This window comes from Micromonospora sp. NBC_01699 (assembly GCF_036250065.1).
GTDB lineage: Bacteria > Actinomycetota > Actinomycetes > Mycobacteriales > Micromonosporaceae > Micromonospora_G.
Genome location: NZ_CP109199.1, coordinates 4,412,561 through 4,435,435, shown reverse-complemented (window position 1 = coordinate 4,435,435; position 22,875 = coordinate 4,412,561). Strand labels below are relative to the sequence as shown.

Here is a 22,875-nt window from a genome sequence, read left to right as displayed (position 1 = left end):
TTCGGCGAGATGCCAACATGATCGGATGGCTCAGGGAGCCGTTCGTGACGGTGGTTGCGCCGGTCGGGAGGCTTGTGCTGGTCGTCGCCGTACCGTGATCGGACGTGGGTGCCCCTTTGTGACCCTTGACACGCATAGACGGTGGCCTCTAGGTTGCCGAAAAGGTTACGGAGTTTACCGAAACTTTCGGAGCCGGATACGGTCGCGACTCGATGCGTCCGGAGGCCGGATCCCGTAGGGCGGACAGGAGGTCGGGAGATGGCATCCGAGACACTGCGGCGGCCGGAAGGAACCCGACCTCCCGCTTTGCCGCGGACCGGACCCGATCGGCGTACGCGTCGTCGGCGCGGCTGGCGGCAGGCGCTGCGTCGGGACTGGCAGCTCTACTCGCTGGCCGTCCTGCCGCTGCTGTTCTTCCTGGTCTTCCGGTACCTGCCGATGCTCGGCAACGTGATCGCGTTCCGCCGGTTCGAACCCGGCGGGAACCTGTTCGGCGAGTACTGGGTCGGCCTGCGGTACTTCCGGATGTTCTTCACCGACCCGACGTTCTGGGAGGTGTTCACCAACACGCTCGTGCTGGGAACGCTGACCCTGCTGTTCTGCTTCCCGCTCCCGATCGTGCTGGCGTTGCTGCTCAACGAGGTCCGCACCCGTACGCTGAAGCGCTTCGTCCAGTCCGTGTCCTACCTGCCGCACTTCCTGTCGATCGTGATCGTGGCGGCCATGGTCATGCAGCTGCTGTCGGTGGACGGGACGGTGAACCAGCTCGTCCGCGGTCTCGGCGGCGACGCGGTGCCGTTCCTACAACAGCCGGAGTGGTTCCGGACCATCTACGTATCCTCGGAGGTCTGGCAGACCGTCGGCTGGGGCACGATTCTCTACCTCGCCGCGCTCACCACCATCGACGAGAACCTGTACGAGGCGGCCCGGATCGACGGGGCCAACCGGTGGCGCCAAACCTGGCACGTGACGCTGCCCGGAATCCGGCCGACGATGGTGACGCTGCTGATCCTCAACATCGGCACGTTCATGGCGGTCGGGTTCGAGAAGATCCTGCTGCTCTACAACGCACTGACCTACCCGACGGCGGACGTCATCTCCACCTACCTGTTCCGGATGGGCTTCGAGTCCAGCAACTTCAGCTACGCCGCCGCGATCGGTCTGTTCGAGGCCGTGATCGGGCTGATCCTGGTCCTGACGGCGAACACGATCTCCCGTCGCACTGTGGGAACGAGCCTGTGGTGACCGTGGGGACCGGCGGATCCCGGTCGGCGGCCGTCGGCCGGCGCGGGGTACGGCCGAGCCGGGGTCGCCGGGTGTTCCAGGCGGTCAACGCCGTCATCCTGACCGGCGTCGTGATCGTGACGCTGTACCCCTTCGTCAACATCGTGGCCCGTTCGCTCAGCGACGAGGCGTACCTGATCTCCGGGCAGGTCAACCTCGTGCCGCGCGGGTTCGACCTGACCGCGTACAAGCTCGTGTTGTCCGACTCGATGTTCTGGACGAACTACCGCAACACGGTGGTGTACACCGTCGTCGCCACGTTCATCGCCATCGTGCTGACCACCTGCTACGCGTACGTGTTGTCGAAGCCGCAGCTCAAGGGGCGCGGCGCGTTGGTCGGCGTCGCGGTGTTCACGATGTTCTTCTCCGGCGGTCTGATCCCCAACTACGTGCTGATCACGAGCCTGGGCATGAAGAACAGCATCTGGGCGGTTGTCGTGCCGAACGCGATCAGCGTGTTCAACCTGCTGGTGATGAAGGCGTTCTTCGAGAGTCTGCCGGTCGAACTGGAGGAGGCCGCCGCCGTCGACGGCCTGAACACGTACGGCACGCTGCTGCGGATCGTGCTGCCGCTGTCGAAGGCCATCATCGCCACGATGGTGCTGTTCTACGCCGTCTCCTACTGGAACTCGTGGTTCACCGCGTTCCTCTACCTGGACCGGCAGGAACTCCTCCCGGTGACGGTCTACCTGCGCAACCTGATCTCGGGAGCCACCGGCGCGCAGTCGGCCGGTGGCGTCGCCGACGCGGACGCGGTCCAGGCCGCGGCCACCCTCCAGTCCGTGACCATCGTGCTCACCACCCTGCCGATCCTGCTGGTCTACCCGTTCGTCCAGCGGTTCTTCGTATCGGGCGTGATGCTCGGCGCGGTCAAGGGGTAGTCCGCTCGGCCCACCACTGTTGCACCGCACACCACCTCACCCCAACCACCACCGCACCGAAAGGACGGGCCATGCTCCACAGAACGTGGCGCCGGGTAGCGATAGCGGCTGCCGGTCTGCTCACCCTCAGCCTCGTCGCGTGCTCGGAGGAATCCCCGCAGGCCACGGACCTCTCCGGCAACCGGGCCGGCGCCATGGCCGACTTCGCCGTCGGGGACCAGTTCAAGGCCACCGAGCCGCTGTCCTTCTCCACCCTCTACAACAACCACTCGTTCTACCCGCTGAAGAACGACTGGCTGTTCTGGTCGGAGCTGACCAAGCGCACCAACGTGAAGCTCGAACCGGTCGCGGTGCCGTTGAGCGACTACGAGCAGAAGCGCAGCCTGCTCATCGGTGCCGGCGACGCACCGATGATCATCCCGAAGACCTACCATCCGCAGGAGAACGCCTTTGTCTCCTCCGGCGCGATCCTCCCGGTGAGCGACTACCTCGACCTGATGCCCAACCTCAGGGACAAGATCGCCAAGTGGAAGCTCGAACCGGAGATCGACACGCTGCGGCAGTCGGACGGCAAGTTCTACCTGCTCCCCGGCGTACACGAGAAGCCGACGCACGACTACTCGCTGGCCGTCCGGGCCGACATCCTCGACCAACTCGGCCTCCAGATGCCGAAGACCTGGGACGACCTGTACGTGGTGCTGAAGGCGATGAAGGCGAGGTACCCGGACACGTACCCGTTCTCGGAGCGGTGGGGCAAGCCGACCCCCGGCGGCAGCCTGCTCAACATCCTCGGCGTCTCGTACGGCACCCAGGCCGGCTGGAACTACCAGCACGCCACCTGGGACCCGAACGCCAAGAAGTTCCTATACACCGGTGCCACCGAGCAGTACAAGCAGATGCTCCAGTACGTCAACAAGCTGGTTACGGAGGGGCTGCTCGATCCGGAGAGCTTCACCCAGACCGATGACCAGGCGCGCCAGAAGCTGGCCAACGGCAGGTCGTTCGTCATCGGCGCCAACGCGCAGACCCTGGTCAACGAGAACCGGCCGGACCTGGCGAAGACCCTGCCGAACGCGAAGCTGGTCAAGATCCCACTGCTGGTCGGCCCGGCCGGGGAGATCAACCCCGCCTCCCGGCTGGAGAACGGCATCATGATCTCCACGAAGGCCCGGGACAGCAAGAACTTCGTCGCCATGATGCAGTTCATCGACTGGCTGTGGTACTCCGACGTGGGCCAGGAGTTCGCCAAGTGGGGCGTCGAGGGCACGACGTACACCAGGGACGGCTCCGGCAAGCGGACCCTGACCGTCGACGTCGACGTCCTCGGGCTGAACCCCAAGGGGACCAAGCACCTGCAAAAGGAGTTCGGCTTCCAGAACGGGGTGTTCGTCTACGGCGGCAACCTCGAACTGGTGCAGTCGTTCTTCCCGCCGGAGGAGCAGGAGTTCCAGAAGGTGATGAGCGCCCGCAAGTCGCTGGCGGTGCCGCCGCCGTACCCGTTCACCGACGAGGAGCGCGAGCAGGCGTCGCTGTGGGAGACGCCGCTGAAGGACTACGTCACCCAGAACGGGCTGCGGTTCATCCTCGGCCAACGCCCCTTCACCGAGTGGGACGCCTACGTGGCCGAGCTGAAGGCCAAGAACTCGGAGTCGTACCTGACGCTGGTCAACAAGGCGTACGAGCGTTTCCAGAAGGACAACGGTTGACCGCCGGTCCGGCCGGGCCCACCCACCGGGCCCGGCCGGACCGGTCAGCTTCGTCGAAGGAGCAGCCTGTGAGTGACGTCCGGACGCGGGGACAGGTCGGTGACGGGCCGCTGTCCCGGGCGGCCGCGTTCGTCTACACCCTGCTGGTCGTCGAGCTGCTGCTCCTGCTCACCACCCTGCCCGGTCTGGTCCCGCTCGTCCTGCTCGGCGGCGACGCCAGCAACCTGCCACTGGTCGCGATCTGCCTGGTCCCGGTCGGCCCGGCCGTCTCCGCCGCCCTGTACGCCCTGCGGCACCAGCGGCCCGACCCGACCGATCTGCGCCCCGCCGGCCTGTTCTGGCGGGCGTACCGGGCCAACCTTCCCGGTGTGCTGCGGGTCTGGGTGCCGACCCTGCTGTGGCTGACCGTCATCGCGGTGAACCTGGCCAACCTCGGCGCCGCCACGGTCCCGGCCGGCTGGGCGGTGCCGCTGGTCCTCGTCGGCGTGGGCGTGACCCTCTGCGGGGCCAACGCGCTGGTGGTCACCTCGCTGTTCACCTTCCGTACCCGCGACGTGGCCCGGCTGGCGCTGTACTTCCTGGTCCGCACCCCCAGCGTCCCGATCGGCAACGTCGTTCTGCTCGCCGCGGCGGCCGCGCTCACCGCCGTCTTCTCCGAGGCGGTGGTGGCGCTGCTGGCCGTTGTCCTCGTCTGGGCGTTCCTGCGGATCGGCGACCCGATGATCGACAAGATCCGGAAGGAGTTCATCGGATGAGCCTGCCGGTCACCGCGAAGGTGCCGTTCGGCGGGGACTACAACCCCGAGCAGTGGCCCGAGGAGGTGTGGCAGCAGGACTACCGGCTCTTCGACGCGGCCCGGATCGACACCGTGACCCTGGGCGTCTTCGACTGGGCGCTCACCCAGCCGTCCGAACGGGTCTACGACTTCTCGCTGCTGGACCGCATAGTCGAGCGGGCCGCCGGGCGGGGCCGGCAGATCTGCCTGGCGACCGGGACCGGCGCCCATCCGGCGTGGCTCGCGCGGGCGTACCCGGAGGTGACCCGGACCGACTTCGAGGGCCGCCGGCACCGGTACGGGCAGCGACACAACTCCTGCCCCAGCTCCCCGGTCTTCCGCCGGCTCTCCGCCGAACTGGCCCGCCGGGTCGCCCGGCGGTACGCCGCGAACCCGGCGGTCGTCGCCTGGCACGTCGGCAACGAGTACGGCGGCGCCTGCTACTGCGACCACTGTGCCGCCGCCTTCCGGCACTGGCTGCAACGCCGGTACGGCAGCCTCGACTGCCTCAACGCGGCCTGGTACACGACCTTCTGGTCGCACACCTTCACCGACTGGGACCAGATCGAGCCGCCGTCCGCCCTCACCGAGCACTGGCGCGGCCCGGACCACACCGCCTTCCAGGGCATCACCCTGGACTACCTGCGGTTCATGTCCGACGCCATGCTCGCCAACTTCCGCGACGAGAAGTCGGCCATCCGGGAGTCCAGCCCCGACACACCCGTGACCACGAACTTCATGGGCATGTACCGGCCCATCGACTACCACCGCTGGGCACCACACCTGGACTTCGTCTCCTGGGACAACTACCCGCCCGACGACCGGTCGGCGGCCAGGATGGCGTTCACCCACGACCTGATGCGCGGGGTCGGGGACGGCCAACCGTTCTGGCTGATGGAGCAGACCCCGAGCCACACCGCCGCCCGGGACGTCAACCCGCTCAAGCGACCCGGGCTGATGCGACTGTGGAGCTGGCAGGCGGTGGCGCACGGGGCGCAGGCCGTACTCTTCTTCCAGCTGCGGGCCTCGCGCGGGGCCTGCGAGAAGTACCACGGGGCGGTCATCGGTCACGCCGGCCGGTCGGACACCCGGGTGTTCCGGGAGGTCGCGCAGCTCGGCGCCGAACTCGACCGGCTCGGGCCGGCGGTGCTCGGCGCCCGGACCCCGGCCCGGGTCGCGCTGCTGTTCGACTGGGACAGCTGGTGGGCGTTGGAGATCTCCGACGGCCCGTCCCGACTGGTCCGCTACCAGCAGGTGGTGCTGGCGTACCACCGGGCGCTGTGGGACGCGGGCGTCGACTTGGACGTGCTGGCGGTCACCGCGGACCTGTCCGGCTACGACGTGGTCGTCGCGCCGGCCCTGCACATGCTCAAGGGCGACCTGCCGCAACGCCTGGAGGCGGTGGCCGCGCGCGGCGGGTCGGTGCTGACCACCTACCTGTCCGGGCGGGTGGACGAGGACGACAACGCGTTCCTGATGGACGTGCCCGGTCCACTGGGCCGGCTGATGGGGGTACGCGTCGACGAGTGGGACGCGCGGGAACCGGAGATCGTCAACCCGGTCCGACTCGACGCCGGCGACGGGCCGCTCGACGTCGAGTCGAGACTGCTGTTCGAGCTGGTCATCGCGGAGGGAGCCGAGGTGGTCGGCAGCTACCTGGCCGACTTCTACGCCGGCACCCCGGCGGTCACCCGCAACTCCTTCGGCGCCGGCCACGGCTGGTACGTCGCCGCCGGGCTGGACCCGACCGGGGTGTCCTGGGTGGTCCGGCAGGTGTTGGCGAACCACGACCTGCTCGGGCCGTACCCGGAGGTGCCGGAGCTGGAGTCCGCCGTACGGGTCGCCCCGGACGGGTCCCGACTGCTGTTCCTGCTCAACCACCGGGCCGAACCGGTCGAGCTGACCGCCCATACCGGTGGGGTCGAACTGCTCACCGGGGAGCGGATCGCGCCCGGCGAGCCGCTGCGGCTGACCGGGCTGGGGATCGTGGTGCTGCGGGAGGACCGATGAGTACCGGCGTGCACGCCGCCTGGCTGCCCCCGGCGGCGTTCCGGGCGCTCGGCTCCCGCCGCGTGCTGGTGCACGGTGACGGCCCGCTCGTCGACACCGTGTTCGACGAGGTCGCGGCGGCCTGTGCCGAGCACGGCGGGCGGGCTCGGCGGACCGGCGCCCGGCCGCCGACGTCCGCCGACGCACCGGTCGACGGGGTCGCCGTCGGGTCGGCCGACGACCCCGTCGACCCGGTCTTCGACCTGGTGTTCGCGCTGCGCGGCACCGGGCCGCTGCCGGCACCGACGGTAGCGGCAGCGGCGTCCCGGGCCGAGGCGGCGGGGGCGGCGGAACTCGGTGACGGGCTCGGCGACGAGGGGTTTCTGCTCGCCGTCGGGGCGGGGGCGACGGTGGTGCTGGCCGACGCGCCGGCCGGTCTGCTGTACGGGCTGTTCCACGTGGTCCGGCTCGGTGCGGCGGCCTTCGACGGCGCCCGTCCGCCCCGGGCGTACCGGCCGGCGTTGCGCAGACGCATGCTCGACCACTGGGACAACGTGGCCGTGCACCCCGTGATGGGGCAGGTCGAGCGGGGCTACGCCGGCGGTTCGATCTTCTGGCGCGACGGCGCCGCCCGCCGCGACCTGCCCCGGCTGCGGGCGTACGGCCGGCTGTTGGCCGCCAGCGGCGTCAACGCCGTCTCGGTGAACAACGTCAACGTCCACGCCCCGGAGGCGCGGCTGCTGACCGACCGGCTCGGCGACGTGGCCGAGATCGCGCGGGTGCTGCGCCGCTACGGCATCCGGGTGCACCTGTCCGTCACCTTCGCCGCCCCCGTGGTCCTCGGTGGCCTGTCCACCGCCGACCCGCTCGACCAGGGCGTACGGGACTGGTGGGCCGCCACCACCCGGCGGGTGTACGAGCGGATCCCCGACTTCGGCGGTTACGTGGTGAAGGCCGACTCCGAGGGGCAGCCCGGCCCGTTCACGTACGGGCGCAGCCACGCCGAGGGGGCGAACCTGCTCGCGGAGGCGCTCGCCCCCACCGACGGCGTGGTGCACTGGCGGGCGTTCGTCTACAACCATCGCCAGGACTGGCGGGACCGGACCATCGACCGGGCCAGGGCGGCCCACGACCACTTCGCCCCGCTCGACGGGCGGTTCCGGGACAACGTGATCCTCCAGGTGAAGTTCGGCCCGATGGACTTCCAGGTCCGCGAGCCGGTCTCCCCGGTGATCGGGGCCATGCCGGCCACCCGACTGGCCGTGGAACTCCAGGTCACGCAGGAATACACCGGCCAGCAGCGACACGTCTGCTACCTCGGTCCCTGGTGGAGCGAGGTGTTGCGGTTCGCGCCCTGGGGTCCGGGCGGCGCGACGGTCGCCGACGTCGCCGCCGGTCCGGCGGGCGCGGGCGGCGGCCTGGTCGCGGTCTCCAACGTGGGCGACGACCCGTTCTGGACCGGGCACCCGTTGGCGCAGGCCAACCTGTACGCCTTCGGTCGGTTCGCCTGGGATCCCGGCCTCGATCCGCTGGCCGTCCTCGACGAGTGGATCGACCTCACCTTCCCCGTGTCGGCCACCGGCGATCCTGACCTGGTACGAGACACGCTGCACGACGTCATGGACGACTCGTGGCAAACCTACGAGCGTTACACCGCGCCGCTGGGTGTCGGCTTCATGGTCCGCCCCGGAAACCACTACGGCCCCGACGTCGACGGGTACGAGTACACGCGGTGGGGCACGTACCACTTCGCCGACCGGGACGGGGTGGGCGTGGACCGTACCCGGGCCACCGGAACCGGCTTCACCGGGCAGTACCCGCCACCGTGGTCGGAGGTGTACGAGGCGCGTGAGCGGTGCCCCGACGAACTGCTGCTCTTCTTCCACCACGTCCCGTACGGGCACGTGCTGCACAGCGGGGCGACGGTCATCCAACACATCTACGACACCCACTTCGCCGGGGTGGAGCGGGTGGACGCCATGCGCCGGCGGTGGAAACTGCTCGCCGGGGTGATCGACCCGGCGGTGTACGAGCGGGTGGTCGAGCGGCTCGACGAGCAGTGGCGCTGCGCCGTGCAGTGGCGGGACCAGATCAACGCGTACTTCTTCCGCAAGTCCGGCGTGCCGGATGCGCACGGGCGCCGCATCCACTGAGTGCCAGCTGCTCCGGATTCGACCCGGCACCGAGGTTCGCGGCTTTTCGGCATCACCTTGACACCCCGCTCGCCGCTCAGACCGGCCAGCTCTACATCAACGATCTGTACGTCTTCGACGGCGAGCGCGGCACCGTCTTCGACGGCGAGCGCGGCACCGTCTTCGACGGCGAGCGCGGCACCGTCTTCGACGGCGAGCGCGGCACCGTCTTCGTGATGGACGTCAACAGCTCGATCACCGGGGCCGACATCAAGCGGGGCTTCCAGACCGAGGCGCGCTACGAGATCAAGGTTCACTTCGACGGCCGGGAGATGGAGGAGTTGACCTACCGGGTGGCCTTCGGCGAGCCGGACTCCGACGGACGGCAGCCGGTGACGTTGCACGCCGTCACCGGCGACCAGGCCCAGGACGACTCCGCGACCGGCACGCAGGTGCTCGAAGGCCGGACCGGCGAGACCGTGAGCGGCGGCAACATGCGGCTGTGGGCGGGACGGATCCGCGACCCGTTCTTCATCGACCTCGACCAGCTCGCGACCGTCAACGACGCGTTCAAGAACGGCGCCAAGCTGGACCGGTCGGCATGGCGGCCGGACAAGGCGCAGAACACCTTCGCCGGCAACACCGTCGAGTCCATCGTCCTGGAGGTCACCGGGGACGGTCCGGTGCGCGAGGGTGCCCAGATCGGCGTCTGGTGCAGGACCGTGCTGGCGACCGACGCGGGCGGTTGGCGGCAGGTGAACCGGGCCGGGCACCCGATGATGTGGCCCATCTTCTGGCCCACCGACACCGACTTCTCCAACCCGGCCAACTTCCGGCACCCGTGCGACGACATGAGGGCCGGGGGCGCGGAGATCGCCACCGCCGTCGCCAGTGTGGTCGCGGCGAACGGCACCGCCCCCGACCCACAGGCGTACGGCCGCAGCGTGGCCGAGCAGGTCTACCCGGACCTGCTGTCGTACCGGGTCGGTTCCCCGGCCAACTACGGGTTCGCGGTTCGCAACGGGCGCACCATGCTCGACAACGCGCCCGAGGTGATGCTCTCCCTGGTGCTGAACACGGGGATGACCTCCGGACTCACCTCCGAGGCCACCGTGGACACCCGCTCCGCCGCCTTCCCGTACGTCGTGGCAGCCTGACCGCGGTCGCGGAGCGCGGCGGACGGGGTGACCCGTCCGCCGCGCCGCCGCATGCCTGATCAACTAACTGATCACGTCGCCATCTCCTGTAGATCACTGGGCCAGGCCCGTGGGTTATCGGAAGCTCGGCAGAGTCTCAGCCTGGTCGCGTCCCGGCAACCACCCGCTCATCGCGTCGTACGGCGGCAACGAGTACCTGAGGGCGGCGCAGGGCAGCGTCACCGTGACGGTGAACCCGCCACCGGCCTGGACCGCCGCGAAGGTCTACAACAACGGTGACCGGGTCGGCTACCAGGGCCGGGTCTACCAGGCATCCTGGTACGCGCAGAACCAGAAGCCCGGCGACCCGAACGGACCGTGGGAGGAGATCGCCCCGGCGCCGCCGGACAACAGCCCGGCGGCCTGGACGCCCACGACGGTCTACAACGCCGGTAACCGGGTGGCGTACCAGGACCATGTGTACGAGGCCGGTGGTACACCCGCAACCAGGTGCCGGGTGACACCAACGGCCCGTGGAAGTCGATCGGCTAGCGGCGGTTGGTTCGCCGGCGAAAGCCGTACGCCGGCCCGGGACCGCACGTGTCCCGGGCCGGCACCTTTCGCGCGGACCCGGAGCCTCAGCCGACCGGGGACCCGGAGGTCACCTCGCCGATCGCCCGGTCCAGGATGTCCAGGCCCTCGGCCAGTTCCTCGCGGGTGCAGGTGAGCGGCGGCGCGATCCGAAACACCCCGCCCATCCCCGGCATCTGGACCACGTTCATGTGCAGACCCAGTTCCAGGCACCGGCGGGTGACCGCGGCGCCCAGCTCGTCGGCGCCCTCGCGGGTCTCACGGGAGAGCACCAGCTCCAGGCCGATCAGCAGCCCGCGACCGCGGATGTCGCCGATCACCTCGTGTCGTCCGGCCAGTTCGACCAGGCCCTGGCGCAGGAAGGCGCCGAGATCCGTCGCGGCGGCATCGAGCTTGTCCCGCTCCAGTACGTCCAGGACGGTGTTGCCGACGGCGGCGACCAGGGGATCCGCCACATGCGTGGTGTAGAACAGGTAACCCCGTTCGTGCGCGGTCCGCTCGATCGCCGTACTCGTGATCATCGCGGCCAGCGGCAGTCCGGCGCCGAGCGTCTTCGACAGGGTGAGGATGTCGGGGACGACGCCGTCGCGTTCGAAGGCGTACCAGGTGCCGGTGCGGCACAGGCCGGTCTGGGCCTCGTCGAGGATGAGCAGCATGCCGCGTTCGTCGCACTTGCGGCGCAGCGCGGCCAGGTAACCGGGCGGCGGGTCGATCACCCCGCCCGAGCTGAGGATGGGTTCGACGATGCAGGCGGCGAGGCTGCCGACCGACTGGGCGTCGACCAGGTCGAACGAGAAGTCGAGCTGGCGGCGCCAGTCCAGCTCGCCGTCGGGCGTCAGGAAGTCCGGCCGGTACGGGTTCGGCGTGGCGATCGCGAAGTTGCCGGGCGCGGCCGGGCCGTACCCCTTGCGACCCGAGCTGTAGGTGGCGCTCGCCGCGGCCTGGGTCATGCCGTGCCAGGACCGGGCGAACGACACGATCTCGTGGCCGCCGGTGACCAGCTTCGCCATCCTGATCGCGGCCTCGTTCACCTCGGCACCGGTGGTCAGCAGCAGCGCCTTGTCCAGCGGGTCGGGCAGTGAGTGCGCGAGCCGCCGGGCCAGGTCGACCACCGGCCGGCTCAGCATTCCGCTGAAGAGGTGGTCGAGGGTGCCGGCCTGGCGCCGGATCGTCGCCACGACCTCGGGGTGGGAGTGGCCGAGGATGGCACTCATCTGTCCGGAGGTGAAGTCGAGGATGCGCCGGCCCGTGTCGGTGAAGACGTAGCTGCCGGCGGCCCGCTCGATGATCTCGGGGGTGAAGCGTCCGGCGCCGGAGTAGCGGACGAGATGCCGGTCGACGTCCTGCCAGAAAACATCCATCCGCCGACGGTAGGCAGCCTCGGGCACCGCGTCCATCCCGGAACACACCCGTCGTCGTCTCGCCGTGCGCCGGCGGACCGGTACGGACAGCCTGACGCTGCTCGCACCGGGTCCGCCGGCGGGACCGGTCGGGCTCACCCGCTACGGGCTGGTACAGCTCACCGGGCTCGGCACCGCGTTGGCACCGCCGGTCCAGCTGGCGAGGAAGCCGAACGTGGTGGTGCCGTTCGCGGGCAGGGACCCGTTGTAGGAGACGTTGCCTACCGTCACGTTCGAGCCGCTCGTGGTCGTGGTGCCGCTCCAGGTCTGGGTGATCCGCTGGCCGTTGGCGAAGGCCCACCGTACGGTCCAGCCGTTGATCGCCGAGCTGCCCGCCCGTACCGTCACCTCGGCCTGGAAGCCGCCCGGCCACTGGCCGACGATGCGATAGGTGGAGCTGCACGCCCCACCGGGCGGTGTGGTCGGCGGCGGTGTGGTCGGCGGCGACGTGGTGGGCGGGGTCGTCGGTGGTGTGGTGGGCGGTGTGGTCGGTGGTGTCGTGGGCGGGGTCGTCGGTGGGGTGGTCGGGCCGCCGGGAAGCCGGAAGGAGTAGAACCGGGTGCTCGCGGTGCCGCCACGGGAGTAGCCGTTACCCCAGTACAGCCTGCCTCCGACGATCGCCGGGCCGGCGTTGGACGAGCCGGCGCCCTGGTACTCCCACAGCACCCGGCCGTTGTTGGCGTCCAGCGCGTACATGAAGTTGTTCATCGAGCCGACGTAGACCACGCCGTTGGCGTGGGTGACCGGGCCGATCGACCGGCCGCCGCGTGCCTCGGGTACCTGCCACAGCACCCGCCCGGTCGCGACGTCCAACGCTCCGAACGAGCTGTAGTTGATCCGCTGGCCGTTGGGGAGCTGGTGCTCGATGTTGCCGGCGTTGCTTGAGGTGAAGAAGACCCGCTGCCCGTCGGTGGCGGTGCCCCACTGGATGCCACCCTGTGTCGAGCCCGGCCCGACGGCCGCGCTCCAGATGACCGCCCCGGTGGCCGCGTCGAGCATCCAGAACTCGCCGCTCTTCTGCCCGGCGCCCACCGCGCGACGGGTCGTACCGTTCGGGCCGGGGATGTCGTACAGGTGGGTCCCGTCGCCGGTGTCGTGGTCCGGGCCGGGGTTCGGGCAGTTGTTCGGCGGTACGCCCGGCAGGCAGCCGAAGTTCCACTCGTCGAAGCGGGGCGGACCGGTGTTCCACTTGATCGCGCCGGTGCCGAGGTCCAGCGCGATGATCGAGTCCTTGGCGTTCCACGCCGGCAGGCACTGTTGCGGCGTACCGCCGTTCGCCTGGCACTCGCTCGCACTGCGGGGAATCGAGTAGTTCTGCCCCGTACCGATGAAGATCGTGTTGCTGCCGGGGTCGATGCTGGGCGTGGTGCCCCACACCGAACCGCCGCTGAAGATGTCGCCGCCCGGCCCCTGGTCCGGCAGGGTGTACGACTTCCACCGTTGCGCGCCGGTGGCCGCGTCGATCGCCACCAGACTGCCCCGGAAGGTGCAGCAGTCGTACGACGGGTCCGTGGCCAGGGAGAATTCGTCCGAGGAGACGCCCTGGTAGAGCACCCCGTCGTAGTAGACGGCCCCACCGGTGAGCACGGCGCGCGGGTGCGGGTCGGTGGCGACGTTCCACCGCAGGTTGCCGTTCGCGGTGTCGATCGCCAGTAGCCGGGCACCGGCCTGGGTGCCGATGTACACGGTGTCGCCGACCACCACCGGGCTGGTACGGGCGACCACGGTGCCGCTCGCGCCCACGTACGAGGCGACCGAGCGGGACCAGAGCACCGCGCCGGTGTTCGCGTCGACCCGGTGGAGGTACCCACCCCAGTCCGGGAAGTAGACGGCGCCGGCCACCACGGCGGGGGTCGCCGAGACGTCACCCCGGGTGGTGTACGTCCAGTTGGTCGTCAGCCCGCCGACGGTCGACGGACTGAGCTGGGTCTCGGCCGGGTTGGACCGGGTGTTGCTGATGTTCTGGCCACCCATCGTCCATTGCGGATCGTCGGCGGCGCTCGCGGGTGCCGAAACTATCGCCGCGAACGTGGTCGCCGCACAGGCCACGATGACCGTGGATGCGGCCGCCATTCGTCGGATGACAGAGGTCATGGCGCCTCCCTACCAGAGAACATTGACATGGATGAATTCCACTGTACCGGACTGAGCTTCCGGAAAGGTTCCGATAGCAGCGACGGATTGCTCCACCGGGAGCACGGCGACGCGGGGGGACCGCCGCCGACCGGCTCGGGTGTCGGTGGCTACCGACAGAATGCGTACATGCCCCTGGCGAAGGACCGTCACGAGACGTGGCGCACGGAACTGCTCACCCCGGTCGCGCGGCAGTGCGGCGGGGCCGCCCTGACCGTCCACTTCGAAGACCTCCCGTCGAGGTGGCGCGACACGCCCGTCCGCACGTTGCGCTGCACCGACGCGGACAACTCCTGGGCGGCCCTGGTCACGGTGGTCCGCGGCCACCGGGTGCGGGCGGAGGACTCGCTGGTCGGCAACGAGTTCGGCCGCGACCCGCACACCGGCTACGACCTGGACTCGCCGGGTGACCTGGTGTACGAGGTGCAGGTCACCGAGGACGACGGCTTCGACGAGCACGAGCTGCGGGCCTTCCGCCTCTTCGGCGACCCGGGCAGCGCCGGGGCGGAGGTGCTGCGGTGGGCCGGGAAGAAGGCGACCTACTCGGTCAGCCCGCCGGTCGAGCGGGTCGAGTTGCGTCAGCGCCGGGAGCGGCGGCAGTTCGACCACCGGCAGTCGGCGGCGGCGTCACCGAACGTCCGGATCGGCACCGTGGCGGACGAGGCCGCCGCCGACCTCGACGCGATCGACCACTCGGCGTTGAGCTGGCACTTTCCGCGCGGCCACACCGGTGCCTACCAGCGCTCCGCGGTGGTCGCGCTCGCCGGCTACGACGAGCACCGGCCGCACCTGCGCGGCCGCTGGCTCACCGCCAGGGTCGACGGCGACGGGTTGGTCGTCGGCGTCGAGGAGCTGATCCCGGCCAACCAGCGGCACCGCTGGGAAACCGCCCGCTGGCTGTGGGACCGCCGGCACGCGGACACACCGGCGATCCTCCGCTGGCAGGTCGACCGGCCCGAGCAGGCCGCCCCGGCGGTCGAGGCGGTTCGCCGGGGCGCGTTGCCCGACGCACTGAACACCGCCGGCGTACGGACCGACCCGCAGCTCGGGGCGCTGCTTAACGGGGTGCCGTACCAACTCGCCGACGCGGAACTCACCCCGACCTGGGTGGCGAACCTGTACCGGGGACTCGCCGACCTCGCGCCCTGGCGGCTGGCCGAGGCGTACCGGGGTTGGGCTGCGGGGCGACAGGGCATGGGCCTGCCGGTTCGGGACCCGGTCGTGCTGTTCGGGCTCGGTGGGGTCGGCGCGGTGAGGAAGCCGAAGGTCGCACTCGACCACGACGGCGACGCACCGCTGCTGTGCCTGATCCACACCGGCAGCAGCGCGGTGCTGCCGTACCAGCACTGGACGGTCCCCGCCGATCTCAACGCCCTGCTGTACGGCTGGCAACCGACCCTGCCGTACCCGATCTGACACGCCCGGTCGGGTGTGGCGCGTGGGGCCGCGCCCAATCGTAAGCGCCCCGCCCGGTGTCCAGGTCGCGCCGGTGTCCAGGTCGCGCCGGGAAGATCGCCGGACAGCCACGGTCCGACCATCCTGGACGCCATGCGTAACCGAATCATCCGCGCCGGCGTGCTGGCGGTGCTGACCGCCGCCGCTGTCGTCGGCGTCGTCACCGGCCCGGCCGCCGCGTCACCCGTGTGCGAGGTGCCCAACCCGCCACCGGTCTGTGAACCCGGAGACGGGGCCGGATCCCCGACCGTCACCCTCGCCACCCCGGTCCGCCAACCGAGCGGACTGGTGGTGAGCGGCACCGCGAAGGATCCGGACGGATCCACCGGTGTCCAGGTACAGATAAAGATCCAGGGCGTTGTCGTCGCCACCCTGACCGCCAACCGCACCAGCGGCGCGTACTCCGGCACCGTTGCGGCGCGGGCCGGCAGCACGGTCTGCGCCGTGGCCAAGAACCAGAACGAGGGGCAGGACCGGTCGGTCTGCCGGACCTTCGCCGTACAGGTCGACCCGTTCGGATCGGTCGACGAGGTCTCGCCGGGGCCGGCGGGGCTTCGGGTACGGGGCTGGGCGATCGACCCGGACACGGCCAACCCGATCGACACGCACATCTACGTCGACGGGGTGTTCGCACGTTCGGTCAACGCCTCCGGCAGCCGGCCGGACGTCGCCGGGGTGTACCCCGCGTACGGCGCGGCGCACGGCTACGACCTGACCCTGCCCGCCGGACGCGGCCAGCACACCGTCTGCGTGTACGGCATCAACGTCGGCACCGGCACGGTGAACAGCCAGCTCGGCTGCGGCACGGTCACCCAGGGCGGGCCGCCGGGCGCACCGAGCATCCAGGTCAACGCCTCCCCGACGCTGCCGAAGATCTGGGTGTACGTCACCCCGGCCAGCGCCGACGCGACCGGCTTCGTCATCGACCGGTCGACCACCGGCAGCGCCGGCCCGTGGACGCAGGTGCACAGCAACGGCCTCACCGGCAGCGCCAGCTTCACCTGGGAAGACACCACCGTGGTACAGGGCACCGGCTACTGCTACCGGGTCCAGGCGGTCAACCCGTACGGGGTGGGGATCTCCCCGGTCGTCTGCCGGGACCTGACCCTGCCCGCCCTGCCGAGGGCGACCAACGTCACGGTGACCGGGGTGACGGCGAACTCCGCTACCCTGAACTGGACCGATAACGCGGTGGACGAGGCCCAGTACCGGATGGACATCGTCGGGGTGAGCAACCACTACCGGCCGAGCGTGGCCGGAACCGGGTCACGGGCGAGCTTCACCTTCAACAACCTCGACCCCGGTCGGAAGTACTGCTTCCAGGTGGGTCCGATCAAGCCGGGGCACGGTTACGACCCGACCACGGAGGTCTGTGCGACGACGTCGACCAAGCCCACCCCGCCGCCGACGTCGACCTCGGTCCGTACGGCGAACCTCTGGAACTGCGAGGACAGCGGTCAGGCCGGCACCGTCTGGCTGTTCGACCACGGCAACGGTTCCTGGACCCGGGCCGCCTCCGCACCGAGTAGCTGGGTGGACAGCCTCTGCGGGATTCCGTACTCCCAGCCGTCGGCCAGCGTGAACCTGCCGGACGGGCGGGTGGTGACCGTCGTCCTGGTGATCGTCGACGGTTTCCTCTGCCGCTCCGACGATCCGAGCCAGAGCGCCTGCCGGGTCTGGGAGGCCGGACCGGTGCTCGGCGGTGCGAAGGGCATCGTCACCAGCGACGTCATGCTCTGACCGGGCGGACGCCTCGGGTGCTGGCACACCAGTGTTGACCTGACCACTATCGAGCAGACGAACACCGGTGCCGACCAGCCCATCTTGGACCGGTCGGCACGGGTGTCGACCCCGCCGTGTCACCGTGGGCGCGGCAGGTCACCTGCCCGCCCATCGGGTGAGGTCGGATGTGGACGACATTGGTCGCCCACTTCTCCTAGAGTGATTGCTGTCGACGGGAGACAGACTGTGGCCGATACCGGCAATCACCCGCGAGAGCATCACCCGGCTCCGTCGGCGCGCGCCCGTTGGCACTCCGCGCCCTGGTGGGTCGGGGTGTCCGGCCTGTTCACCATCGTGGGAGTGGTCGTCGCGCTCGTCGCTCTCCTGTACCAGCCGGACGACGGCCCGACCGGGTCGGGGCAGCCGTCGAGGGAGGTGGCCGGCTCGTCAACTCCCGGCCCGCCCAGCCGCTCGCAGCCCGTCGAAACGGGCACCGGCTCCGCCACCCCGTCTTCCGGACCGGCGTACGGGGATCCGGTGACGGAGGAGCTCAGAATGCCCGCGCCGTCGGTTGGCAGGAGCAGTTGGCTCGACATCGACCAACCACGGGTGTTCCATGTGCCCAGTTACTCGGACGAGGTAGACGCGCGGACCCAGGCGGACCTTGAGTACACCTCCGAGGGCGAGTTCTCCACCCTCTTCACCAGCGGGTTCGCGCGGGTGGGGTACGTGCCCGCCGGGGATGTGACGGTCGACCAGTGCCTGGCCAAGGTGGAGTTGCAGGCACTCGGGCAGCACGAGGAGCCCGAGGTGGGTGCCAACCTCTGCGTGGTCTCCGCCCAGGGCACGGTGGCGTGGGTCCGGGTGGTGGAGTTCACTGAGCCCCGGCTCTACGACAACCCGACCCTGCGGATCCGGGCGACGATCTGGAAGCCGGTCGGCACCTGACCCGGTGCGTGGCCGTTCACCTCGTCAGAACACGCACGGTGGTCGTCTATCCGCGCGGTCCGGGTGCGTTCACCGGCTCGGTCATCTGGCGTATGCCGGTCGGCAGCTGCGACCGCATGTCGTCGAACTCGTAGTCGGGCACCGCCTCGCGCAGGGTGCTGAACACCGCCGCCACCCCGGGTGCTGACTGAGGGTCGTCCAACCCGGCGCGGTCGCGTACCCGGTTCAGGAATTCGGCGAGGTCGAACGGGTCGGCGAACTCGCTGCTCGGCGGCTTGCGCAGCGGGTCGGCGAGCCGGGTGGGGACCTTGTCGGCCAGGTCCTGTGCCTCGCCCGCGCTGATCCGGTCGGCCAGGGTTTGCAGGGTGGCGAAGGTGAGGTCGGTGGCCTGCTCGTTCGTCAGCCCGGTCCGTCGGGCGACGGTGGCGATGAAGTCGTCGTACGTCACGTCGGAGCCTCCTCTGTGCGCTGGCGGCGGTACGCCCGGCCGGCATCAAGGGCTTCCCCGCCGCGGCCTACCCAAACGACCGCGCACCTCGCGAGAACACCTCCGGTACGGGACAGTGGCGATCAACCGGCGTATACCGAGCCGTCACGGGTACCCGCGCGGTGGGTTGTCTACTCGGTGGGCTGCTTGCGGTGGACGTCGACCAGGAACCGGCTGAGGTCGCCCCGATGGAATCCGGCGAACCGTTCGAGCGGTACGCCCGAGTCGTCGAACGCCAGGCTCCGCAGGATGAGCAGGGGAGCGCCGGGTAGGACCCGCAACGCCTCGGCCATTGTCTCGCTGGCGAGTCCCGCCTCGATCGACCGTCGTCCGGTGGCGAACTGGACGCCGTACTTGCGCTCCAGCAGGCCGTAGAGGGAGACGTTCGACAGGTCCTCGTCAAGGACGAACCTGCCGATGGACAGCGGTAGTTGCGTGATGGTCAGGGCCCAGGGCTCCTCGTTGACCATCCGCAGCCGTTCGATCTCGACCACGGTGCTGCCCGGTGCCACCCCGAGTTCGGTGGCGACGGCGGCGGTGGCCGCCACGGTCTCCAACCGTCGTACGGCGATCGTCTGCTCGCCACTGCGGCCGCGGACGTCCTCTTCGAACAGCCCGATCATCGCGTGCCCGAAGCCCTCGGAGGTCTTGCGGTCGGCGACGAACGTGCCCCGGCCCTTGACCCGGGAGATGACCCCTTCGAGTTCGAGTTCCTGGAGCGCCTGACGTACGACGGTCCGCGACACGCGGTAGCGCTCGCACAGCTCGAAGTCGCCGGGTAGCCGGTCGCCGGGTTCGAGCCCACGGGCCGCGATGTCCTGGACTATCAGCAGCTTGAGCTGGTGATAGAACGGCAGCGCGGAGCCGCGGTCGATGGCGGGAACAGGGTGCACGGTGACGACCATAGCCGCTCACCGTCGCGTTGGCGCAGCCACGTGTTGCGAATTTCTGCGTCACCCTCCACGATCGAACCGCCCTAGAGGCGACGAATACCACGAACAGCATCAGATAGGAAATAATGGCTGCAATTCGACAGGGCTCCCGTCGATCCAAAAGCCGTAAATCCGGCAATTAACCCGTAAATCAGTCTGATTGCGCTGCCGTGAGCGCGTCGACAGCTCGGCCAATTTCGAGGGTTGACATCCTGTACGTACAGGATGACACTGCTCGACACGGCCGGCGCTTCGCCCCGCCTGCCGAGACTTCGCCTCTTGAGCAACGGAGCAAAGAGATGACCATTCGTCCACGCACAACCGCACTGCTCGCGGCGGTAGCCGTGGTGGTGCTCGGGGTTGTGGGTGTCATCGTTTTCAACACCACCCGGAGTTCCACCGACTCGTCCAACACCGTCACCTGGTGGGTCCCGGACTGGGACTGGGACGTCGCCACGACCCTCGTGCAGCAGTTCGAGAGCGAGAACCCCTCGCTGCACGTCGAGATGGTGAAGACCACCGGCGCCACGGTCGCGAACAAGGTGTCCGTCGCGCTCGACGCGGGCAACGCCCCCGACCTGGTCACCGAGTCGATCGCCCGCACCAAGACGTACATCGGCAAGGGACAGCTGGCGGACCTGACCAGCCTCTACGACGACAAGATGCCGGCGTCGGACTTCGCGCCGGGGCTGACGGACACCCTGTCCGTCGACGGCAAGACGTACGCGGTGCCGTACCGGTGGGCCACCAACGCCCTGATCTACAACACCGAGCTGTTCGCCAAGGCCGGCATCACGACCCCGCCCACCACCTGGGCGGAGTTCATTGCCGACGCCAAAAAGCTCACCACCTCGACCGTCGCCGGGACGGCCTGGCCGATGCAGGGTGACCCCAGCGACCTCACGCTGCGGTTCCTCGACTTCGCGCTGCAAAACGGTACGACGATCGAGAACGGCACGCCGAAGTTCACGGCCGACTCCGTCCAGCAGGCATTGCAGCTCATGGGCACCTCGGTCACCGAGGGGTACGCCACCAAGAGCTCGTTCGAGCTGGACAACACCGGGATCCGCGACCTCTTCCTCCAGGGTCGGGTCGGGATGTACCTGGGTGGCGTGTTCGACGCCGACACGGCGGCGAAGCAGAACTTCCCGGTCGGCACCGCCATCGCCCCCGGCCCGAGCGGCCCTGGCGTCCAGGAGGGCGTCGGCTGGACGTACATCGTGCCGGCCAAGGCCGAGAACCTCGACGGCGCGAAGAAGTTGGCGTCGTTCCTCGGTCGCCCCGAGAACATGGCGAGCCTCACCCTGACCTTCCCGGCGCGGGTGAGCGCGACCCAGGACGCCAAGTTCCAGACCGACGTCCGCAAGGCATACGGCGAGCAGCTCGCCAAGCACTCGATTCCCGCCCCGAACGACCCGCGCTGGACCGCGATGATCCCGTTCGTCCACGACACGATCCAGGAGATCGCGCTCGGATCCAAGAGCCCGCAGGAGGGGGCTAGCGCGATCATGGCCCAGGCCGAGAAGAACCTCGGCGGCGCCAAGTGAGCACGGCCCAAACGGTGCGTCGGGCCGACCGACCGGGTTCACGCCCGGCCGGCCGGCCCGGCACCGGGGCGACCCGCCGTGGGATCGCCCTCATGCTGCCGGCCGCCATCCTGATGGCGGTCCTGACGGTCGTCCCGGTCATCGCGGTCCTCGACCGCGCCCTGTCCGACACCGAGGCGTTCGGGCGGCTGTTCGACGCGCCCAACTTCGGGCGCGTCATGCTCAACACGCTCGTCTGGACGCTGGTGTCCGTCGCGGGCGCGCTCCTGATCGGGTACGCGGCCGCGCTGCTGCTGCGTTCCCCGTTCCTGCGCCTCACCGGGGTGTGGCGCGGCCTGTTCATGATTCCGTGGATCATTCCGGGCGTGGTCGGCGCGACCGTCTGGCGGTGGAGCCTGTCCAGCGACTACGGGCTGGTCAACCACTGGCTCGTCCAGTCCGGTCTGATCGAGCAGCCGATCGCCTGGCTGTCCAATCCGGACGTCGTGCTGTACGCGGTCGCGCTGATCCAGATCTGGACCACGGCACCGTTCGTCATGCTCATGGTCTCCGCGGCGCTGACCGGCATCCCGGCCGAGCGGTACGAGGCCGCCCGGCTGGACGGCGCGTCCGGCTGGCAGACCTTCGCCTACATCGTGCTGCCGGCCATCCGTTCGACCACCTGGATCGCCGTGCTGACGCTGGTCACCTGGGCGCTCAACTCGTTCACGATCATCTGGGTGATGACCAGCGGCGGTCCGGCCGGTGCCTCGACCATCCTGCCGATCCAGCTCTACCAGGCGTTCCAGCGCGGCGACCAGTCGATGGTCTCCGCGATCGCGGTGCTGCAACTGGCGATCTGCGCCGTCTTCGTCGCGATCTACGCCCGAGCGATGCGATCCGACCTGGAGGAGTTGTCATGACCCGGTCCATGTTCCGGCGCCCGCTGTTCGCGGTGCTCACCTGGGTCGCGCTCGCCGTCGTACTCGTCTGGACGCTCTGGCCGATCGTCCTGATGATCTTCACGTCGTTCAAGCCCGGCAACGAGATCTTCGCGATCCCGCCGACGCTCACCCCCAAGCACTGGACGCTGGACAACTACACCAGCGTCTTCACCGAGTCGTCGATGCCGCACGCGCTGGTGAACTCGATAGTCGTCGGCCTGCTGGTCGCGGCCGCCACCCTGATCTTCTGCTTCAGCGCCGGGTACGCCCTCGCCCGGTTCAAGTTCAAGGGCGCCCGGTCGGTCGCGCTGTTCATCCTGGTCGGGCAACTGGTGCCGCTGACCGTGCTGCTGCTGCCGCTGTACCAGATGGTCAACAAGCTGCAACTGCTGGACACCACCATCGGGCTCGCGTTCGTGCACCTCACGATCACGGTTCCGCTGGTCACCTGGATGATCCGCAACCAGATCGCGGCGATCCCGATCTCGCTGGAGGAGGCCGCCGAGATCGACGGTGGCTCCCGGTTCGACGCCGTCAGCTACGTGACCCTCCCGATCGCCGCGCCGGGGCTCGCCGCCGCCGGTATGTTCGCCTTCCTCCAGTCCTGGCACGAGTTCCTGTTCGCGTCGGTGTTCGCCACCTCCGAGTCCGCGCGTACCGCGCCGGTGGCCCTGACGGAGTTCGCGACGGAGTACCACGTCGACTGGGGCTCGACGATGGCGGCCTCGGTCGTGCTGACCGTACCCGTGGTGATCGTGTTCATCGCGTTGCAGCGGTATCTCATCGGCGGACTGACCAGCGGTGCGGTCAAGGGCTGAACGCCCACCGCGCTTC

At 69.6% G+C, this 22,875-nt stretch carries 18 protein-coding genes; 14 read left to right on the top strand and 4 right to left on the bottom strand.

Annotation, left to right across the window (positions count from 1 at the left end; genetic code table 11):
- Positions 1-258 precede the first annotated feature (258 nt).
- From OG792_RS19045 to OG792_RS34730, 8 genes are all read left to right on the top strand, one after another.
- Positions 259-1,245, top strand: coding sequence for an ABC transporter permease (locus OG792_RS19045; protein ID WP_329100719.1), 987 nt, complete (start codon positions 259-261; stop codon positions 1,243-1,245).
- Positions 1,242-2,165, top strand: a complete 924-nt coding sequence (locus OG792_RS19040; RefSeq protein WP_329100717.1) for a carbohydrate ABC transporter permease — start codon at positions 1,242-1,244, stop codon at positions 2,163-2,165. Before OG792_RS19045 ends, OG792_RS19040 begins: the two co-directional genes overlap by 4 nt.
- 71 nt (positions 2,166-2,236) lie before the next feature.
- Positions 2,237-3,871 (top strand): ABC transporter substrate-binding protein, encoded by a 1,635-nt coding sequence (locus tag OG792_RS19035; protein WP_329100715.1) that lies wholly within the window; start codon positions 2,237-2,239, stop codon positions 3,869-3,871.
- Positions 3,872-3,939: 68 nt separating this feature from the next.
- Positions 3,940-4,626, top strand: coding sequence for a DUF624 domain-containing protein (locus OG792_RS19030; RefSeq protein ID WP_329100713.1), 687 nt, complete (start codon positions 3,940-3,942; stop codon positions 4,624-4,626).
- Complete coding sequence (locus OG792_RS19025) at positions 4,623-6,656, top strand: beta-galactosidase (protein ID WP_329100711.1); 2,034 nt, start codon at positions 4,623-4,625, stop codon at positions 6,654-6,656. The genes OG792_RS19030 and OG792_RS19025 overlap by 4 nt, the downstream gene beginning before the upstream one ends.
- The gene (locus OG792_RS19020) at positions 6,653-8,788 is read left to right on the top strand and encodes an alpha-glucuronidase (protein ID WP_329100709.1); all 2,136 of its coding nucleotides are present in this window, start codon (positions 6,653-6,655) and stop codon (positions 8,786-8,788) included. Before OG792_RS19025 ends, OG792_RS19020 begins: the two co-directional genes overlap by 4 nt.
- Positions 8,713-9,924, top strand: a complete 1,212-nt coding sequence (locus OG792_RS19015) for a DUF4331 family protein (protein WP_329100708.1) — start codon at positions 8,713-8,715, stop codon at positions 9,922-9,924. The genes OG792_RS19020 and OG792_RS19015 overlap by 76 nt, the downstream gene beginning before the upstream one ends.
- A gap of 109 nt (positions 9,925-10,033) precedes the next feature.
- On the top strand, positions 10,034-10,630 hold the full coding sequence (locus OG792_RS34730) for a carbohydrate-binding protein (protein WP_442932242.1): 597 nt from the start codon (positions 10,034-10,036) through the stop codon (positions 10,628-10,630).
- On the opposite strand, the gene OG792_RS19010 is transcribed toward OG792_RS34730, so the two are convergent.
- Positions 10,542-11,855 carry an aspartate aminotransferase family protein gene (locus OG792_RS19010; protein WP_329100706.1) on the bottom strand — a complete coding sequence of 438 codons (1,314 nt, stop codon included), beginning with the start codon at positions 11,853-11,855 and terminating at the stop codon, positions 10,542-10,544. The genes OG792_RS34730 and OG792_RS19010 overlap by 89 nt on opposite strands.
- A gap of 141 nt (positions 11,856-11,996) precedes the next feature.
- Positions 11,997-13,988, bottom strand: a complete 1,992-nt coding sequence (locus tag OG792_RS19005; RefSeq protein WP_329100704.1) for an outer membrane protein assembly factor BamB family protein — start codon at positions 13,986-13,988, stop codon at positions 11,997-11,999.
- Between the two features lie 168 nt (positions 13,989-14,156).
- Between OG792_RS19005 and OG792_RS19000 the strand changes: the two genes are divergently transcribed.
- From OG792_RS19000 to OG792_RS18990, 3 genes are all read left to right on the top strand, one after another.
- The gene (locus tag OG792_RS19000) at positions 14,157-15,443 is read left to right on the top strand and encodes a hypothetical protein (RefSeq protein WP_329100702.1); all 1,287 of its coding nucleotides are present in this window, start codon (positions 14,157-14,159) and stop codon (positions 15,441-15,443) included.
- Positions 15,444-15,575: 132 nt separating this feature from the next.
- Positions 15,576-17,222: a fibronectin type III domain-containing protein gene (locus OG792_RS18995; RefSeq protein ID WP_329100700.1), complete on the top strand. Its 1,647-nt coding sequence runs from the start codon at positions 15,576-15,578 to the stop codon at positions 17,220-17,222.
- Between the two features lie 537 nt (positions 17,223-17,759).
- The gene (locus OG792_RS18990) at positions 17,760-18,152 is read left to right on the top strand and encodes a hypothetical protein (protein ID WP_329100698.1); all 393 of its coding nucleotides are present in this window, start codon (positions 17,760-17,762) and stop codon (positions 18,150-18,152) included.
- 46 nt (positions 18,153-18,198) lie between these two features.
- On the opposite strand, the gene OG792_RS18985 is transcribed toward OG792_RS18990, so the two are convergent.
- Positions 18,199-18,600, bottom strand: a complete 402-nt coding sequence (locus OG792_RS18985) for a DUF2267 domain-containing protein (protein ID WP_329100696.1) — start codon at positions 18,598-18,600, stop codon at positions 18,199-18,201.
- A 170-nt stretch (positions 18,601-18,770) separates the two neighbouring features.
- Positions 18,771-19,532 carry a GntR family transcriptional regulator gene (locus OG792_RS18980; RefSeq protein ID WP_329100694.1) on the bottom strand — a complete coding sequence of 254 codons (762 nt, stop codon included), beginning with the start codon at positions 19,530-19,532 and terminating at the stop codon, positions 18,771-18,773.
- 338 nt (positions 19,533-19,870) lie between these two features.
- Here OG792_RS18980 and OG792_RS18975 point away from each other — a divergent pair, with 338 nt between their 5' ends.
- Genes OG792_RS18975 through OG792_RS18965 form a run of 3 tightly spaced genes read left to right on the top strand, consistent with a single transcriptional unit; the run spans position 19,871 to position 22,859 of the window.
- A complete protein-coding gene (locus tag OG792_RS18975; RefSeq protein WP_329100692.1) occupies positions 19,871-21,118 on the top strand; it encodes an ABC transporter substrate-binding protein in 1,248 nt (415 codons plus the stop codon).
- Positions 21,115-22,020, top strand: coding sequence for a carbohydrate ABC transporter permease (locus tag OG792_RS18970; RefSeq protein ID WP_329100689.1), 906 nt, complete (start codon positions 21,115-21,117; stop codon positions 22,018-22,020). Before OG792_RS18975 ends, OG792_RS18970 begins: the two co-directional genes overlap by 4 nt.
- Entirely contained in the window at positions 22,017-22,859 is an 843-nt protein-coding gene (locus OG792_RS18965; RefSeq protein ID WP_329100687.1) for a carbohydrate ABC transporter permease, read from the top strand. The genes OG792_RS18970 and OG792_RS18965 overlap by 4 nt, the downstream gene beginning before the upstream one ends.
- The last annotated feature ends 16 nt before the right edge of the window (positions 22,860-22,875 follow it).

Coding starts and splice junctions, on each gene's coding strand:
- OG792_RS19045 (WP_329100719.1), top strand. CDS start 259: ATGGCATCCGAGACACTGCGGCGGCCGGAAGGAACCCGACCTCCCGCT.
- OG792_RS19035 (WP_329100715.1), top strand. CDS start 2,237: ATGCTCCACAGAACGTGGCGCCGGGTAGCGATAGCGGCTGCCGGTCTG.
- OG792_RS19025 (WP_329100711.1), top strand. CDS start 4,623: ATGAGCCTGCCGGTCACCGCGAAGGTGCCGTTCGGCGGGGACTACAAC.
- OG792_RS19020 (WP_329100709.1), top strand. CDS start 6,653: ATGAGTACCGGCGTGCACGCCGCCTGGCTGCCCCCGGCGGCGTTCCGG.
- OG792_RS19010 (WP_329100706.1), bottom strand. CDS start 11,855: ATGGATGTTTTCTGGCAGGACGTCGACCGGCATCTCGTCCGCTACTCC.
- OG792_RS19005 (WP_329100704.1), bottom strand. CDS start 13,988: ATGACCTCTGTCATCCGACGAATGGCGGCCGCATCCACGGTCATCGTG.
- OG792_RS19000 (WP_329100702.1), top strand. CDS start 14,157: ATGCCCCTGGCGAAGGACCGTCACGAGACGTGGCGCACGGAACTGCTC.
- OG792_RS18995 (WP_329100700.1), top strand. CDS start 15,576: ATGCGTAACCGAATCATCCGCGCCGGCGTGCTGGCGGTGCTGACCGCC.
- OG792_RS18990 (WP_329100698.1), top strand. CDS start 17,760: ATGCCCGCGCCGTCGGTTGGCAGGAGCAGTTGGCTCGACATCGACCAA.
- OG792_RS18975 (WP_329100692.1), top strand. CDS start 19,871: ATGACCATTCGTCCACGCACAACCGCACTGCTCGCGGCGGTAGCCGTG.
- OG792_RS18965 (WP_329100687.1), top strand. CDS start 22,017: ATGACCCGGTCCATGTTCCGGCGCCCGCTGTTCGCGGTGCTCACCTGG.